Genomic DNA, 15,299 nt, shown 5'->3' with positions numbered 1-15,299 from the left:
TCAGGCGACCGTGAGGGCGAGCGCGCCGGTGTAGGTGCTGCCGGCGGTGATCGCGGTGGCCGTGCCGTCCACGGTCAGGGTCACCGCCTTGCCGCTCGGCGCCTTCACGGCCGCGTCGGAGGCGAGGGTGAGGGAGGTCAGGTACGAGGTGCCGGTGACCGTCCAGGTGGAGCCGCTGTCCAGCGTGACGATCGCGCCGTTGTTGACGGCGGCCTGGGCGGTGTTGGTGACGATGCCGAGCTCGTAGAAGGTGGACGCGTCGATGGTCGACACCCGGTGCCTGGCCGTCGTCGCCGAGATCACGCCTTCGACGGTGGCGTTGTCGAAGGTGAGGACCATGTTCTTGCCCTTGCGCATGCCGTTGTAGAAGTCGCCCTTCAGCTCGATGTCGGTGAAGGTGGCGGCGCCGTCGGTGGAGTGGACGGCGGTGACGTCGAAGGTGGAGTCCTTGGTCGGGTCGGTGGTCGGCTCGGTGTAGACGCCGACGTTCATCATCCTGCCGTCGACCCTGACCGGGCCCGGGTCGTCCAGCTCGATCATCTGCAGGATGACGCCGTCGCGCGGGTTGAGGCGGGCGCCGCCCGAGCCGTCGACGGTGATGGCGGTCTGCTGGCCCTTGTTGAGGAAGGTGGCGCGCTCGGAGTTGATGACGGTTCCGCCGTCGAGCGTGAGGGTGCCGGCGCCGAAGAACATGTAGCCGAAGTGGCCCGAGTTCACGACCGTGTTGCGGACCGGCAGCGCCTTCAGCTCGGCTGCGGACAGACCGAGTTCGAGCTCGGTGTTGAGCGCGGCGACGGCGTCGCGGGTGCTGTCGCCGTAGTGCACGACGGCCGCGGGGCCCGCGATGATCGTGGCGTAGCTGCCGACGTCGAAGCGGGAGCCGAGCACGCGCACGGTCGCGTCGCCGATGGCGTAGGTGCCGTAGCCGTACTCCCCGGTGTTGCCGACATGGCTGTTGATCGCCGTCAGCTTCAGCCCGCTGCCGCCCTCGACGGACAGGGCGCCCCAGGTCTCCGAGAACACCGTGGAGTCGAGGTAGGTGGCCCTGCTGTTCTTCCCGATGAGGTTGGTGGCGCGGACGTTGCCGTCCAGGCCCAGCATCCACGGCACGGACTGCATGTACGGGGTCTCGACGGTGGCCTCGTAGTCGTCGGGCAGGGTGCCGTTGCGGGTGCGCAGGCAGGAGTCCTTGACGACGACGTTGGCGCCGTCGTTGGAGATGACCGCCGTGCGCACCACACCCTTGGTGCTGATGCGGGCGCCCTCGACGACGAGGGTGGTGGCGGAGCCGTCGCCGACGACGGCCGCGCCGTACCCGGCGAAGTCGCACCGGCCGTTGCCCGTCAGGGAGATGGTGGGCCGCTGGAGCGTGTAGGTGCCGTCCTGCACGAAGACGCCGTCGAAGCACTCCCCCGTCGAGGTGATCGACACGTCGCGGGCGAGGGTGTCGGTGAGCTTCCCGCCGAGCACGGCGGCCGGCACCGACTTGTCTGTCACGACACCGTCGGCGTCGACGTACACCGCCTGCCGGAACGGGAAGGTGAGGGTCTCGTAGGTGATGTCGTTCGCGGCCGCCACGGTCAGCACGACGTCACCGCGGTAGGTGCCGGGCCGCACGACGGTGGCGGTGCCGCCGGTGGCGGTGAGCTGCTGGCCTGTCTCGACGCCGTCGACGGTCAGGGTGAGGCTGTATCCCCCGGGGGCGGTGAGCGTGCCGCCCTCGGCCAGGGTCAGCCGGTTCAGCCGGGTGGTCGCGGTGACCTCGTAGGTCTCGCCGGAGCCCACCGTCAGCTGCCGCGCCGACGTCACCGGCGCGGCCTGCACCGAGCCGACGGGCACCAGCAGGGCGCCGGCCGTGGCGGTGCCGGCGATCAGGAGGGAGCGTCGGGTCATCAGCGTCATGACTTGCCTTTCCACGGATTCGAGTACACCGTCACGCGATGTGACGAACCGGCCGCCGGACAGGGGGCAGCAACGGTTCCGCGTGGGGCACCTGGGGTGCGTACGAGGGAGTGAATCAGCCCTGGAAATAGGCGAATAGGCTTGGCACACACACATCCCGGAACCCGATGCCTTGGATCGTGCGCATGGGTTGACAGGGATCACACAGCGTGGCAGAAGCACGAAGGGGGCGGTGTGACACCGCCCCCTTCAGCGTCCCCTCGTTCACGCCGGTGCGATCATCCCCGCCGACAGGTCGATGTCGGCGCCGCACAGCCCCGGCATCGCCAGCATGGCCACCAGGGCCCGGGCGACCTCGTCCTCCTCGACCAGCCGGCCCAGCGCGGCACGGGACGCGAAGTCCCGTTCCGCCTCCTCGACCGTGCAGCCGGTCAGTTCTGCGGTGAGGCGGAAGTTGCGGTCCATGCGGGGTCCCCGGACCGGCCCCGGGGAGAGGGAGTTGACCGCGACACCGCGCGGGCCGACCTCCCCCGCCAGGGTGCGGGTCAGGCCGAGCAGGGCCATCTTGGAGGCCGTGTACGGGGTGCGGTTGAGCAGCGGGCGTTTGCCGCTCACGGAGGCCACGTTGACGACGTCACCGCGGCCTGCCGCCAGCATCGGCGGGAGGAAGGCCCGGCACATCAGATAGACCCCGCGGACGTTGGCGGCGAACACGTCGTCCCACTCGTCGGGTTCGATGTCCACCAACGGCTTGACCGGTCCCGCGACTCCGGCGTTGTTGACGAGCAACGACACGTCTTCGTCGGCGAGTTCGGCCGCGAGCGCACGCACCGACTCGGGGTCGGAGACGTCACAGACCGCCGTACGGGTGGTGCCGCCCTCCTTCTCCACCCGGGCCGCCGCCTCCGCCAGCGCCCGTTCGTTACGGCCGACGAGGATCACCCGCGCCCCGGCCGCCGCCAGGGCGAGCGCGAAAGCCCGCCCCAGCGGGCCGCCACCGCCAGTGACCAGCGCCGTACGCCCGTCGAGCCTCACGCGGTGTTCCAGGGCAGCTCGTCGCCCGCGGCCTTCGCAGCGCGTACGTCACCGGAACGCGCGTGCCCCTCGAACAGCTCCACCCGGGACGCCCGGCCGCACAGCCGGCCCAGCAGCGCCTGGGACCCGGTGTCGGTGACCTCCTGGTAGGTGACCGTCTTGAGGTACTTCCCCACCCACAGGCCGCCGGTGTAGCGGGCGGCACCGCGGGTCGGCAGGACGTGGTTGGTGCCGATCACCTTGTCGCCGAAGGAGACGCAGGTGCCCTCGCCGAGGAACAGGGCACCGTACTGGGTCATCCGCTCCAGGGCCAGGCGCGGTTCCCGGGTGAGCACCTCGACGTGCTCGAAGGCGAACTCGTCGGCCAGCGCGTACAGTTCGTCGATCGTGTCGACGACGTGCACCTGACCGTGGTCGCGCCAGGCGGGCTCCGCGAAGTCCCGGGTCGGCATGCCGGGCAGCAGTCGTTCGACCTCGGCGATGGTCTTCTCGGCGACCTCGCGGGAGGTGGTGATGAGGACGGCGGGCGAGTCGGGGCCGTGCTCGGCCTGGGAGAGCAGGTCGACGGCGCACACGAAGGGGTCCGCGGCGTCGTCGGCTAGGACGAGGATCTCCGTCGGCCCGGCGAACAGGTCGATGCCGATCCCGCCGAAGAGCTGGCGCTTGGCCTCGGCGACATAGGCGTTGCCGGGTCCTGCGATCAGGTTCACCGGGCTCATGGTGTCCGTGCCGACGGCCATCGCGGCGACCGCCTGGACGCCGCCGAGCAGCCAGATCTCGTCGGCGCCCGCGAGATGCATGGCGGCGACGGTCGCGGCCGGTATCTCTCCCCGGATGGGCGGGGTGCAGGCGACGACCCTCGGCACGCCGGCCACCTTGGCGGTGACGATGGTCATGTGGGCGGAGGCCGTCAGCGGGTAACGGCCGCCGGGGATGTAGGCGCCCGCGGCCTGCACGGGGATGTGCTTCTGGCCCAGCCTCACCCCGGGCAGGGTCTCCACCTCGAACTCGCCGAGGGAGTCGAGCTGCCGGCGGGCGAAGCCGCGTACCTGGTCCTGGACGAAGCGGATGTCGTCGATGACCTGCCGGGGCACCGAGGCGACGATCTTCTCGATCTCCTCGTCGGAGAGGCGGAAGGAGTCCGGGCTCCAGTCGTCGAACTTCTCGGAGTAGGCGCGCACGGCGTCGTCGCCCCGTGCGCGGATGTCGGCGATGACGCCGGCCACGGTCGTCCGCACCTGCTCCAGGGAGGCGGTGACCTCGGCCCTCGGTACGGCGTTCTTCAGGATCTCTGCCACAACTGCGGCCTTTCTCAGGGGAGTTCTTGGGAGTCCGGCTCAGACGGGCGGGGCTTCGAAGAGCACGTCGGGGTCGTTGAACTGCTCCTTGGCGACCGACTCGCTCATCGGGTCGGCGGTCCCCCACTGGTCCTGGGTGATCGGGTCGTCGACGTCGTGGCGGCCGGGGTGCCACAGGTCCTCTTCGAGGACGGCGAGTTCGGTGGTGTACTCCACGGTGTTGCCGTGCGGGTCATGGAAGTACGAGAAGGTGTTGTCGCCCGCGAGATGCCGGCCCGGACCCCATGTGAGCCGGGTCCCGGCGCGGAGCGCACGTCCGGTGCCGCGCATGTACTCCTCGACGCCCCGCATCTCGAACGAGGCGTGGTGCAGGGAGACATGGGGTCCGCGCGCGATGGCGAAGGAGTGGTGCAGGGGGCTGCACCGCAGGAAGTACATGAGGTCGCCCATGTGCGTGGAGTACAGGGTGTCGGTGAGCCGGAAGCCGAGGTGCTTCACGTAGAAGTCCCTGAGGCCTTCCGGGTCACGGGAGTTGATCACGCAGTGCGACAGGCGCACCGGGATCGCCTCGCGTTCCTCGATCTTGCGGTGGGTGCGGGTGGCGACGTCGGCCGACACCTCCACCACACGGCCGTCGGGGTCGAAGAACCGGATGCCGTAGCCGCCGCCCGGGGTGTCCAACGCCCGTGGCTCATGGACGAGTTGAACTCCCGCCTGCCCGAGCCGCAGCGCCAGTTCGTCGACGGCCGCCGCCGAGACCGCGCCGAAGGCCACCAGGTCCATGCGCTTGCGCTCGTCCTCGCGGATCCGGACGACGTAGTGCTCGGGGCTGCCCTCGGCGGCGAAGAAGGCGAGGCCGCTGTCGTTCGCGATCTCGGTCAGGCCCCAGGTGGTGCCGTAGAAGGCGCGCTGCTTCTCGAAGTCGGGTACGGCCAGGTCGACATGGCGCAGATGGCTGATGGGTCGGAAGGTCACGGGGCGCTCCTGACGTTGTTGCGCTGGTGGCCCAGGCCCGTGATCTCCGCCTCCAGCACGTCACCGGGGTTGAGGAAGACACCCCAGTGGGCGCCGTTCCCGGCCGGGGAGCCGGTGAGCAGCAGGTCGCCGGGGTGCAGGGTGGTGGTCGTGGAGACGTACGCGATCAGGCGTGGGATGCCGAAGATCATGTCCTTCGTCGACTCGTCCTGGCGGACGACGCCGTTGTGCCTGAGGGTGATCCGCAGGTCGTCCGGATCGCCGGCGAAGGCGGCCGGGACGAGGAAGGGGCCGGTCGGCAGGAAGGTGTCGGCGTTCTTGGCGGTGAACCAGTCGGTGCCGATGGCCTTCAGGTCGGGCCGGTAGAGGCGGTCGCGGGTGGTGAGGTCGTTGCAGATCGTGTAGGCGGCGACGTACGACATCGCCTCCTCGGCCGGGATGTTCCTGCCCGGCTTCCCGATGACGAGGGCGAGTTCCAGCTCCCAGTCGTGCTGTTCGCCGAGCTCGGGCAGGACGACGTCGTCGTAGGGACCGCACATCGCGCGCGGGGAGCCCAGGAAGACGTAGGGGACGCCGCTGCGGATCCGCTCGTCCATCATCTTCTCGGCGTCCGCGCGGGCCTCCTCGGGGGTCGCGCCGTGCACGCTCTCCTTCTCGGCGGCGACCAGGTCGACCACGTGCTTGCGGTAGTTGGCGCCGCTCTGCAGGATCTGGCCGGGCTCGATCGGGGCGAGGACCCTCAGCTCGGCCAGGTCGTGCCAGGTGCCGTGGGTCCCGCCGGCCTCGTCGGTCCCATCGGCCTCGTCGGCCAGCTCGTGGAGGCGGGGCAGCCAGGCGTCCCAGTCCTCGACCAGGGTGCGCACCGACGGCACCAGGTCGGAGAGGTCACGGACCCGCGCGCCCGTGACCAGACCGGGGAAGGCGGCCGCGCCGCCGCTGAAGGTGCCGAGCGCGAAGGGGCCGGCATGGGAGGGGGAAGGTGGGTGCACGGGCGGCTCTCCTCGTACGGGTGGGGGCTCGCCATCGACGCTAGGCACCTGGGGCGTACGGCGGAAATGGGCATCCGCGATGGCTGCCATCGCCCGCGGTTCCCGGTCCTGCCCCCGCCCCTGCCTGCGGCGATGTGCGGTTGCTCCGTACGGCCGCCATCGCCGTCCGGAATGGATGACGTCCCCCTTGCCGATGACTCGATCCGTTGACCCTGCACGTACCGCCGATCAGGCTCGGAGCCACCCCGAACCGAGGAGTACGCCGTGGTTGTCGAGCATGCCGAGCTGACCGTCGAGGAAGGCCGGGAAGCGGAGTTCGAGGAGGTCTTCGGCAAGGCTCGTGAGGTGCTCGCCGAGGCGGACGGGTTCCGCTGGGCCGAGCTGCTGCGCGGCGAGGAGCGGCCCCGGACCTTTCTGCTGCTGGTCGGCTGGGAGTCGGTCGAGGCGCACACGGTCGGCTTCCGGGAGTCGGAACGGTTCGGCCGCTGGCGGGCCCTGGTCGGGCCGTTCTTCGCCGCCCCGCCGGCCGTCGAGCACTACCACGAGTCGGGCCCGCGTTTCTCCGGCTGACCCCCCACTGTCGTCTTTTCTACTTTCGCAAGGATCGCCCATGCCCGTTCAGAAGGTGCTCGTCGTCGGCGGCGGCATCACCGGAAGCGTGCTGTGTCTCGCGCTCGCCCAGCGCGGGGTCGAGGTGGAGCTCGTCGAGATCTCGCCCCAGTGGTACGGAGTGGGCCACGGCATCACCATCCAGGGCAACGCCCTGAAGGCACTGCGCCGCGTGGGGGTGCTGGACCGGGTGCTGGCCCGGGCGGTGCCCTTCGACGTCATGCGGCTGCGCCGGGCCGACGGCGGTCTGATCACCGAACTCGCCACCCCGCACACCGGCGGCCCCGACCTGCCCTCCACCGCGGGCGCGCTCCGCTCGGACCTGCAGAACGCGCTGTGCGACGCGGTGTACGCGCACGGCGTCACCGTCCGTCTCGGACTGAGCGTCGAACGTCTGGACCAGTCCGCCGACCATGTGGACGTGACGTTCTCCGACGGCACCACCGGCCGTTACGACCTTCTCGTGGGCGCCGACGGCATCAACTCGGCCACCCGCGCCCTGATCGGCCTGCCCCAGCGGCCCCGCCCCGTCGGCATGTCGATCTTCCGGGTGGTGGCCGAGCGGCCCGCCGAGATGGACTGCGCCGAGGTCTACTACGGCGGCCCCCGCTTCAAGGCCGGCTACAGCCCGATCTCCGCCGACCAGTGCTACGCCTACCTCCTCGACGAGAACTTGGACGCCGCGCTGATCGGCCCGCGCGCCCCGCTGGCCCTGCTCCGCGAGCGCGGCGCCGGCTACGGCGGCACCTGGGGCGGGATCCTCGCCGCACTGCCCGACGACACGGCGGTCGACTACCGGTGGATCGAGGCGGTGCTGGTCGACGAGCCCTGGTACCGGGGCCGGGCGACGGTGATCGGCGACGCCGCGCACGCCTGTCCCCCGCTGATCGCCCAGGGCGCCGCCATGTGCATGGAGGACGCGGTGCTGCTGGCCGAGCTGGTGACCGGCGACGAGCCCCTGGAGAAGTCGCTGGAGCACTTCATGGCCCGGCGGCTGCCGCGGGTGCGGATGGTGCTGGAGAACTCCCTCCAACTGGCCGAGTGGGAGATCCACCCGGGCACGCCCGGCGCCGACCCGGCCCGGATCATGTCGGAGACGCTGCACAACCTGACGGCGGCCGCGTGAGCCCGCCGGAGACCCGGGGCGCCCCGGAAACCGACGGGAACCCGTCCGGCACCCCCGTCGTCGACTTCCACGGCCATCTCGCCGTCCCCGCGGCCGCCGCCCTCGTCGCGGGCGCGCCCGGGTTCGCCGCCGAGCTGGCCGCCGAGCAGCGCGCCCACTCCCCCGCCTCCATGGCGGTCAACCGGGCCCAACTGGACCGGCTCCAGCCCAGGTTGACCAAGGTGTCGGCGCGGCTGGCCGACCTGGACGCGATGGGTGTCGACGTGCAGGTGGTGGGTCCGATGCCGATGCACCACTACTGGACGGCCCGGGCGAGTGCCGTACGTCTCACCCGTACCGTCAACGAGGCCGTCGCCGCCCACTGCGCCGAGGAGCCTCGGCGGCTGTACGGGCTCGGCACGGTCCCGCTCCAGCACCCGGACCTGGCGGTGACGGCGCTGGAGCGAGCGGTCACCGAGTGCGGCCTGCACGGTGTCAGTGTCTCCACGAACGTCGACGGACGGGAGCTCGCCGACCCGACGCACGACCCGGTGTGGGAGGCGGCCGAGGACCTCGGGGCCGTCGTGTTCGTGCACCCGTGGGGGTGCTCGCTGGGCGAGCGGCTCGCCACGCGCTACCTGGGCAACACGGTCGGGCAGCCGGTGGAGACGACGGTGGCCCTCTCCCATCTGATCTTCACCGGTGTGCTGGACCGCTTCCCCCGGCTGAAGCTGGTGGCGGCGCACGGGGGCGGCTATCTGCCGACGTACATCGGACGCTCCGACCACGCCTGGCGGGTGCGGGACGACGCGCGCGGCTGTGCCGAGCCGCCGAGCGCCTATCTGCGGCGCATGTGGTTCGACTCGCTCGTCTACACCCCGCGCGCGCTGCGCCATCTGGTGGAGGAGGTGGGTGCGGACCGGGTCGTGCTCGGTACGGACCACCCCTTCGACATGGGCGTCGACGACCCGCTGGCCCGGCTGGACGCCGCCGGTCTGGCCCCGGCCGACCGGGCCGCCGTCGCGGGCGGCAACGCTCTCCACCTGCTGCTGAAAGGACGTACCCGATGACCTCCGGCCGTACCCTCGGTCCCGTCGAGGAGGAGCTCGCCAAGGCCCGTGCCGCCTACCGCAACTGGGGCCGCTGGGGCGAGGACGACGTGCTGGGCACGCTCAACTTCATCGACGACGCGATCCGCGCCCACGCGGCCGGACTGGTCCGGCGGGGGCGTTCCTTCTCCCTCTCGCTGGAGTTCAACGACTCGGGGCCGCAGCGCGGTTTCCGGGGCCGGATCAACCCGGTGCACTACATGAAGGACACCGGTTCGGACGCGGCGGCGGGCACCCAGGGCTTCCCGCACGGGTTCGGCGGGGCCGACGACCATGTGGTGATGCCGTTGCAGGCCTCCACGCAGTGGGACGGACTCGGCCACATCTACGACAACAAGCAGGCGTGGAACGGCCGTCCGTGCACCATCGTCAACGGCGACGGGGACTCGGTCACCGGCATCGAGCACATGCGGGACGCGTTCACCGGGCGGGGCGTCCTGCTCGACGTGGGCCGTGCGGTCGGCGACGAGCACGGTGAACTCCCCGACGGCTTCCCCGTCAAGGAGGAGCACCTGCGGGCCACGATCGAGGCGCAGGGCGCGACCTCGACCGTACGGCGCGGCGATCTCGTCCTCCTGCGGACCGGGCAGCTGGGCCGGGTGCGCCGGCTGGGCGAGTGGGGCACCTACGCGGCCGGTGACGCGCCCGGCCTCTCGTTCACCTCGCTGGGCTGGCTGCACCGCACCGAGCTGGCCGCCATCGCCTCCGACACCTGGGGCCTGGAGGTACGGCCGTACGAGTTCGCCGAGCCGGCGATGTCCCCGCTGCACCAGATCGCGATCCCCAACATGGGCCTGCCGCTGGGTGAGATGTGGGACCTGGAGGCTCTCGCGGAGGACTGCGCGGCCGACGGCGTGTACGAGTTCCTGCTGGTCGCGGCACCGCTTCCGGTGACCGGCGCGGTCGGCGCCCCCGTCAACCCGATCGCGATCAAGTGAGGACGCGCATGAACAGGTTCTCCGGCACGCTCCACCTGCCCGGTGACGACGACTTCGAGGAGGCGGTCCTCGGCCGGGTCTTCAACGCGCGCCGCCCGTCGGACCGTATGCCGGCCGCCGTCCTCATGGCCGTCTCCGAGGAGGACGTCGTCGAGGGGGTACGGCTCGCCCTGGAGCGCGGCTGGCAGGTCGCGGTCCGCTCCGGCGGGCACAGCTGGGCCGCCTGGTCGGTGCGCGCGGACGCGCTGCTGATCGACCTCGGCGGTTTCCGCGAGCTGGCCTACGACCCGGAAACGGAGATCGTGGCCGCCACGTCCAGCGTCAAGGGCGGCGACGAACTCAACCCCTATCTCGCCGGGTTCGGGCGCTTCTTCAACGGCGGCCACTGTCCCTCCGTCGGTATCGGCGGGTTCCTGCTGCAGGGCGGGCAGGGCTGGAACGCGCGCGGCTGGGGCTGGGCGGCGGAGAACATCGCGGCGATCGACGTCGTCACCGCCGACGGCGAGCTGGTGCGCGCGGACGAGACACAGAACAGCGATCTGCTCTGGGCGGCGCGCGGCGCGGGCCCCGGTTTCTTCGGTGTCGTCACCCGTTTCCATCTGCGCACCCGCCCCCTGCCCCGGCACCTCGCCCACACCGTCCACGCCTATCCGCTGGATCTGTTCGACGAGGTCATGACCTGGCTGCACGGCATGCACCACACGGTGTCGGACCTGGTGGAGATCGTCGCCCTCACCCAGACCCCGCCCGGCTCCGACACCCCCGTACTGCTGGTCACGGGCGTGTCGCTGACGGACACCCCGGCACAGGCGGCCGAGGCGCTCGCCCCGCTGCACGCGAACCCCTTCGCGGACCGGGCCCTGTTCCGGGTGGAGGCCGAACCCACCACGCTCGCCGCGCAGTTGGAGAACCAGCGGACCGCGAACCCCGAGGGCCACCGCTATCTCGTCGACAACGCGTGGCTGACCGGTGAGGCGCAGGAGGTGGTCCCCGCGATCCGCAGGGCGTTCACCGAGCAGCCCACCCCGGGCACCTTCACCATCTGGTTCTCCATGGCCCCGCTGCGTCAACTGCCGGACATGGCCTTCTCGTTGCAGTCCGAGATCTACTGCGCGACGTACGTCGTCCACGACGACCCGGCGCGCGACGGCGAGCTCCGTGCCTGGCTGGACTCGGCGATGGCGGCGATGCAGCCGGTGACGGCCGGCCAGTACCTCGGCGACTCCGACTTCACCGTACGGCAGCTGAGGTTCATGGGAGACGCGCAGTGGCGACGGCTCCAGGGGATCCGGGCCGCCCGCGACCCCAAGGGCGTGTTCGCGGGCTACCTCAGCTCGGACACCGTCACCAACACCAACCACTGGGAGCAGTGAGGCATGCGTTTCGCGACATACGAGTACCGGGGCGTGGAGCGCGCCGGGGTGGTCCGGGACGGTGGCTTCGTGCACCCGCTGCCCGAGGATGTCACGGTCCTGCGGCTCCTGGAGGACGGTGCTCTGCACACCGCCGGAGCCGAAGCGCTGTCGGTGGACAGTGATTTGACGGTTGATCAGGTGCGGCTGCTGGCGCCGCTCCAGCCTCCCTCCATCCGTGACTTCGTGGGCTTCGAGGCGCACATCGAGGGTGTGTCGAAGTCCCTGGACGGTCTGGAGCACGTACCCGAGGAGTGGTACCGGGCCCCCAACTTCTACTTCACCAACCCGCACGCCGGCCACGGCGCCCACGACGACGTACGCGTCCCGGCGGGCTGCTCGGTGCTGGACTTCGAGCTGGAGGTCGGGGCGGTCGTCGGGCGCGCGGGGCGGGACCTCACCCCGGAGCAGGCGCGCGAGCACATCGCCGGGTATCTGGTGTTCAACGACTGGTCGGCCCGTGATCTGCAGAAACCCGAGAAGAACCTGGGGCTGGGCTTCTCCAAGGGGAAGGACTTCGCGAACACACTGGGCCCGTGTCTGGTGACCGCGGACGAGGTGGAGGACCGGCGCGACCCGGACGGCTTCCTGGACCTGGAGATGACCGTCACCCTCAACGGGGAGCTGATCGGCCGCGACACCCTCGCCAACGTGTCGTGGACCTTCGAGGAGATGGTGGCCTACGCCTCCCGGGATGCCTGGGTGCGGCCCGGGGACGTCCTCGGCTCCGGCACCTGCGGCTGGGGCGCGCTGGCCGAGCACTGGGGCCGGCTCGGGGAGCGCGTCCCGCCGCCGCTCACCCCCGGTGACGTGGTGGAGCTGACCGTGGAGCGGCTGGGCACCCTGCGCAACCGGGTGGTGCCGGGCCGCGCGGACGCCTATCTGCCGCAGGCCCGCAAGCGGGGCCGCACCCCTCGCCCGTAAACGGTCTTGACCTGCGGGTATCCAGGGATCCGATGGCTGTTATCGGATCCCTGTGAGTTGCGTCCCGGAGTCTTCCTCGCCACCGCCCGCGCTGGTTACTCTCCGATTCAACCGAGCTTCAGGGACGCGGCGCGGCCGGAAGGGGACATACGTGGGTCTGGGAGCGATCGACCTGAATCTTCTGGTGGCGCTGGAAGCCCTCCTGGAGGAGAAGAACGTCACTCACGCGGGTGTACGGCTGTCCACCAGTCAGTCCGCGATGAGCGGCTCGCTGGCGCGGCTGCGCCGGCACTTCAACGACGAGCTGCTGATCCGGGTCGGCCGCGAGTACGAGCTGACGCCGCTCGCGGAACGGCTGCTGCCGGTCGTCCAGGCCTCCCTGCACAAGGCGGAGGAGGCGCTGTCGCTGACCCGGCACTTCGACCCGGCGCGCAGCCGCCAGCGGTTCTCCGTGGTGATGTCCGACTACGTGATGACGGTGTTCGTGGAGCCGCTGCTGCGGGTCATCGCGGCGGAGGCTCCGGGGGTGCGGATCGACTTCCATCCGATCGTCGACGGCCAACTGGAGACGGAGACGCATCTGCGCTGCCACGACCTGATGATCGTGCCGCTCGGCTACCAGTTGCCGGGGGTCAGCGAGGCCGTGATGCACGACCGGTTCGTGTGTCTGGTCGACCCGGGCAATCCGCGGCTGGTGGACGGACGGCTCAGCCTGCGCGATCTCGCGGAGATGCCGCACGCGGCGTGCGCCATCGGCAAGAGCCACACACCGGCCGACCGGCAGCTGGAGACCCTCGGCATCACGCCGAAGGTGCAGGTCAGCACGCCGGGCTTCAGTGTGCTGCCGTTCCTGGTGAGCGGGACCGACCTGGTGGCGCTGGTGCCGGAGCGGCTGGCCCGCCGCTACGAGGGGTTCGCGCGCTGTGCGGTGGTGGAGCCGCCGTTCCCGGACGTCCCGCTGGTGGAGGCAATGTACTGGCACCACAACCGGCACGCCGACCCCGCGCACCGCTGGCTGCGGGAGACCGTGCGCAGGGTCGGGGCGTCGCTGGACGAGCCGGTGATCGCCGAGGTGGATGACAGCCATGGGGAACACGCGTTTCCGGAGCTGTCCGCGGCTTCCTAGCGTGGACGGGTGGGAACCCGCACCGACCCTGGAGGAGCCGTGAGCCGTACCCGTCTGGCCGGACGCACCGTCGTCGTCACCGGAGCAGCGCAGGGGCAGGGGGCCGCGGAGGTCGCGGCGGCCGCCCGGGAGGGCGCGGCGGTGATCGCCACCGACGTCCTGGACGAGACCGGCGAGAAGCTCGCGGCGGCCCTGCGCGCCGACGGGCTGGACGTGACGTACCGGCGTCTGGACGTGTCCTCGCCGGACGACTGGGCCGCGCTCGCGGGCGGGCTCGACGTCGTGCACGGGTTGGTGAACAACGCGGGCATCCCGGTGCGGGCCCGCCTGGGCGAGGTCGATCTCGCCGACTGGGAGCGGGCGTTCGCGGTCAACACGACCGGCGCGATGCTCGGCATCCAGGCCCTCGCGCCGCTGATGCCGGCCGGCTCGTCGATCGTCAACGTCGGTTCCGTGGCCGCGCTCACGGCCCATCACGCGGTGGCGTACACGGCGAGCAAGTGGGCGCTGCGGGGCCTGTCGAAGGTGGCGGCGCTGGAGCTCGCGCCGCGGGGCATCCGGACGAACCTGGTGCATCCCGGCTATATCGAGACGCCGCTGATGGCGACCGCGAACCCGGTGTTCGTCGCGGCGCACCTGTCGATGACGCCCCAGGGCCGCGCGGGTTCGGTGGAGGAGGTCGCCCCGCTCGTGGTCTATCTGCTCTCGGACGAGGCGTCGTACGTCAACGGCGCGGAGATCACCGTCGACGGCGGGTACGCGGCGCACGGCGGGGTGAAGGCGATCACGAACGCGCTGGACGCACCGGTGGCCGACCGCTGACGCGGGGGATGTGCCGGCCACCGTGCCGCAGGAACCCGGTGACCCTGGTGGGCCTCAGTCCTTGAGGTCCGCCAGGGTCGTCCTGGTGTCCGTCCTGAGCATGTCCGTGACCTCGTCGAGGGTCGGCGGGTCGGTGTCGTCGTCGTACGAGGAGTAGTAGGCGCTGTAGCTCATCGTGTACGTCACCCAGCCGTCCCGTACGGCGAGCGTGGCGTAGAGCGAGCCGCTCGACGAGCCGGAGGTGGTGTCGTCGCTGACGAGGTAGGCCTCGTCGCCGATGCCGGTGACGGTCTCCACGTCGTACCCGGTGTGGCTGTCGCCGTAGTTCTTCCAGGTGGCCGTGAACTCGGGGCCCGGATCGGTCTTCTTGTGCAGGTCCAGCTGGGCGTAGAGGTACGCGTCCGCGTAGGTCGACGTGCTCTTCTTCAGGCTGATGCTGCACAGACCCTCGTCGAGGGCGTCGTCCTCGAGCCGGTTGCGGGTGGGGGCGCCGTCGTTGTCCGGGTACTCCTCCTTGAAGGACGAGTAGTCGATGGCGTTGCACAGGTTCGACGGTGCCGTGTAGCCGGCCAGGTCCGCCTTGTCGCCGGCGGCGATCAGGAAGACGCCGGCCGCCCAGGCGGCGGAGGCGACCACCGCGCCGAGCGCGGCCCACAGGACGGCTCTCCCGGCACCGCCGCCCCCTCTGCCGGGCGGCGGTCCGACCACGGGGTACGGGCCCTGCTGGACGTACGGGTTCCCCGGCTGGGGCTGGGGCGGCTGACCGGGCTGGCCCGGCTGGGCGGGCACGCCGACCAGGGTCGGCTGGGCGTAGACGCTCTGCGGCCCGGTCTGGGCCGCGGGAGGCGCCGGCGCGGCCGGCGGGAATCCCAGCGGGCCGCCGGGGCCGGGCGACTGCGGGCTCGGATAGGGGTACGCGCTCGGCTGGGCCGGAGCGCCGGACGGCGGTTGGGGCTGCTGCGGAGGCTCAGGCGGCGTGGACATGACGTGAAGATAATGGTCTGATGGCAGTCAAGTCCCTTGACGTGACGGATCGTTACGCTCTAGGGACATCT

General features: G+C 71.1%; 14 protein-coding genes. 8 read left to right on the top strand and 6 right to left on the bottom strand.

The genetic code is table 11. The annotated features are described in order from the left end of the window. The 5 genes from ACLZN2_RS41295 to ACLZN2_RS41275 all read right to left on the bottom strand — a co-directional run bounded on the left by ACLZN2_RS41295 (position 1) and on the right by ACLZN2_RS41275 (position 6,199). Positions 1-1,902 (bottom strand): hypothetical protein, encoded by a 1,902-nt coding sequence (locus tag ACLZN2_RS41295; protein WP_416984854.1) that lies wholly within the window; start codon positions 1,900-1,902, stop codon positions 1-3. Positions 1,903-2,166: 264 nt separating this feature from the next. Next, entirely contained in the window at positions 2,167-2,937 is a 771-nt protein-coding gene (locus ACLZN2_RS41290; protein WP_416984853.1) for an SDR family NAD(P)-dependent oxidoreductase, read from the bottom strand. Continuing rightward, positions 2,934-4,235, bottom strand: coding sequence for a histidinol dehydrogenase (hisD, locus tag ACLZN2_RS41285; protein WP_416984852.1), 1,302 nt, complete (start codon positions 4,233-4,235; stop codon positions 2,934-2,936). Before hisD ends, ACLZN2_RS41290 begins: the two co-directional genes overlap by 4 nt. 39 nt (positions 4,236-4,274) lie before the next feature. Then, complete coding sequence (locus tag ACLZN2_RS41280) at positions 4,275-5,210, bottom strand: VOC family protein (RefSeq protein WP_416984851.1); 936 nt, start codon at positions 5,208-5,210, stop codon at positions 4,275-4,277. Beyond that, the gene (locus tag ACLZN2_RS41275; protein WP_416984849.1) at positions 5,207-6,199 is read right to left on the bottom strand and encodes a fumarylacetoacetate hydrolase family protein; all 993 of its coding nucleotides are present in this window, start codon (positions 6,197-6,199) and stop codon (positions 5,207-5,209) included. The genes ACLZN2_RS41280 and ACLZN2_RS41275 overlap by 4 nt, the downstream gene beginning before the upstream one ends. A gap of 264 nt (positions 6,200-6,463) precedes the next feature. On the opposite strand from ACLZN2_RS41275, the gene ACLZN2_RS41270 reads away from it, so the two are divergent. The 8 genes from ACLZN2_RS41270 to ACLZN2_RS41235 all read left to right on the top strand — a co-directional run bounded on the left by ACLZN2_RS41270 (position 6,464) and on the right by ACLZN2_RS41235 (position 14,244). Beyond that, positions 6,464-6,769, top strand: a complete 306-nt coding sequence (locus ACLZN2_RS41270; RefSeq protein ID WP_416984848.1) for an antibiotic biosynthesis monooxygenase family protein — start codon at positions 6,464-6,466, stop codon at positions 6,767-6,769. Between the two features lie 40 nt (positions 6,770-6,809). Then, on the top strand, positions 6,810-7,934 hold the full coding sequence (locus tag ACLZN2_RS41265) for an FAD-dependent monooxygenase (RefSeq protein WP_416984847.1): 1,125 nt from the start codon (positions 6,810-6,812) through the stop codon (positions 7,932-7,934). Then, positions 7,931-8,983: an amidohydrolase family protein gene (locus tag ACLZN2_RS41260; RefSeq protein ID WP_416984846.1), complete on the top strand. Its 1,053-nt coding sequence runs from the start codon at positions 7,931-7,933 to the stop codon at positions 8,981-8,983. Before ACLZN2_RS41265 ends, ACLZN2_RS41260 begins: the two co-directional genes overlap by 4 nt. After that, the gene (locus tag ACLZN2_RS41255; RefSeq protein ID WP_416984845.1) at positions 8,980-9,960 is read left to right on the top strand and encodes a cyclase family protein; all 981 of its coding nucleotides are present in this window, start codon (positions 8,980-8,982) and stop codon (positions 9,958-9,960) included. Before ACLZN2_RS41260 ends, ACLZN2_RS41255 begins: the two co-directional genes overlap by 4 nt. 8 nt (positions 9,961-9,968) lie before the next feature. Continuing rightward, positions 9,969-11,333 carry an FAD-binding oxidoreductase gene (locus tag ACLZN2_RS41250; protein ID WP_416984844.1) on the top strand — a complete coding sequence of 455 codons (1,365 nt, stop codon included), beginning with the start codon at positions 9,969-9,971 and terminating at the stop codon, positions 11,331-11,333. A gap of 3 nt (positions 11,334-11,336) precedes the next feature. Then, complete coding sequence (locus ACLZN2_RS41245) at positions 11,337-12,296, top strand: fumarylacetoacetate hydrolase family protein (protein WP_416984843.1); 960 nt, start codon at positions 11,337-11,339, stop codon at positions 12,294-12,296. A 151-nt stretch (positions 12,297-12,447) separates the two neighbouring features. Further along, complete coding sequence (locus ACLZN2_RS41240) at positions 12,448-13,422, top strand: LysR family transcriptional regulator (protein ID WP_416984842.1); 975 nt, start codon at positions 12,448-12,450, stop codon at positions 13,420-13,422. A gap of 39 nt (positions 13,423-13,461) precedes the next feature. After that, a complete protein-coding gene (locus tag ACLZN2_RS41235; RefSeq protein ID WP_416984841.1) occupies positions 13,462-14,244 on the top strand; it encodes an SDR family NAD(P)-dependent oxidoreductase in 783 nt (260 codons plus the stop codon). 54 nt (positions 14,245-14,298) lie between these two features. Here the strand turns inward: ACLZN2_RS41235 and ACLZN2_RS41230 are convergent, their stop codons facing one another. Beyond that, positions 14,299-15,228: a hypothetical protein gene (locus tag ACLZN2_RS41230; RefSeq protein WP_416984840.1), complete on the bottom strand. Its 930-nt coding sequence runs from the start codon at positions 15,226-15,228 to the stop codon at positions 14,299-14,301. Positions 15,229-15,299 lie beyond the last annotated feature (71 nt).

Source organism: Streptomyces sp. T028, assembly GCF_048159505.1.
In the GTDB taxonomy this organism is placed as follows: domain Bacteria; phylum Actinomycetota; class Actinomycetes; order Streptomycetales; family Streptomycetaceae; genus Streptomyces.
This window is presented reverse-complemented; position numbering and strand designations above follow the sequence as displayed.

Bases quoted from the DNA above. Each gene is read 5' to 3' on its own strand.
- ACLZN2_RS41265 (WP_416984847.1), top strand. From the start codon at position 6,810: ATGCCCGTTCAGAAGGTGCTCGTCGTCGGCGGCGGCATCACCGGAAGC.
- ACLZN2_RS41250 (WP_416984844.1), top strand. From the start codon at position 9,969: ATGAACAGGTTCTCCGGCACGCTCCACCTGCCCGGTGACGACGACTTC.
- ACLZN2_RS41230 (WP_416984840.1), bottom strand. From the start codon at position 15,228: ATGTCCACGCCGCCTGAGCCTCCGCAGCAGCCCCAACCGCCGTCCGGC.
- ACLZN2_RS41245 (WP_416984843.1), top strand. From the start codon at position 11,337: ATGCGTTTCGCGACATACGAGTACCGGGGCGTGGAGCGCGCCGGGGTG.
- ACLZN2_RS41255 (WP_416984845.1), top strand. From the start codon at position 8,980: ATGACCTCCGGCCGTACCCTCGGTCCCGTCGAGGAGGAGCTCGCCAAG.
- ACLZN2_RS41295 (WP_416984854.1), bottom strand. From the start codon at position 1,902: ATGACGCTGATGACCCGACGCTCCCTCCTGATCGCCGGCACCGCCACG.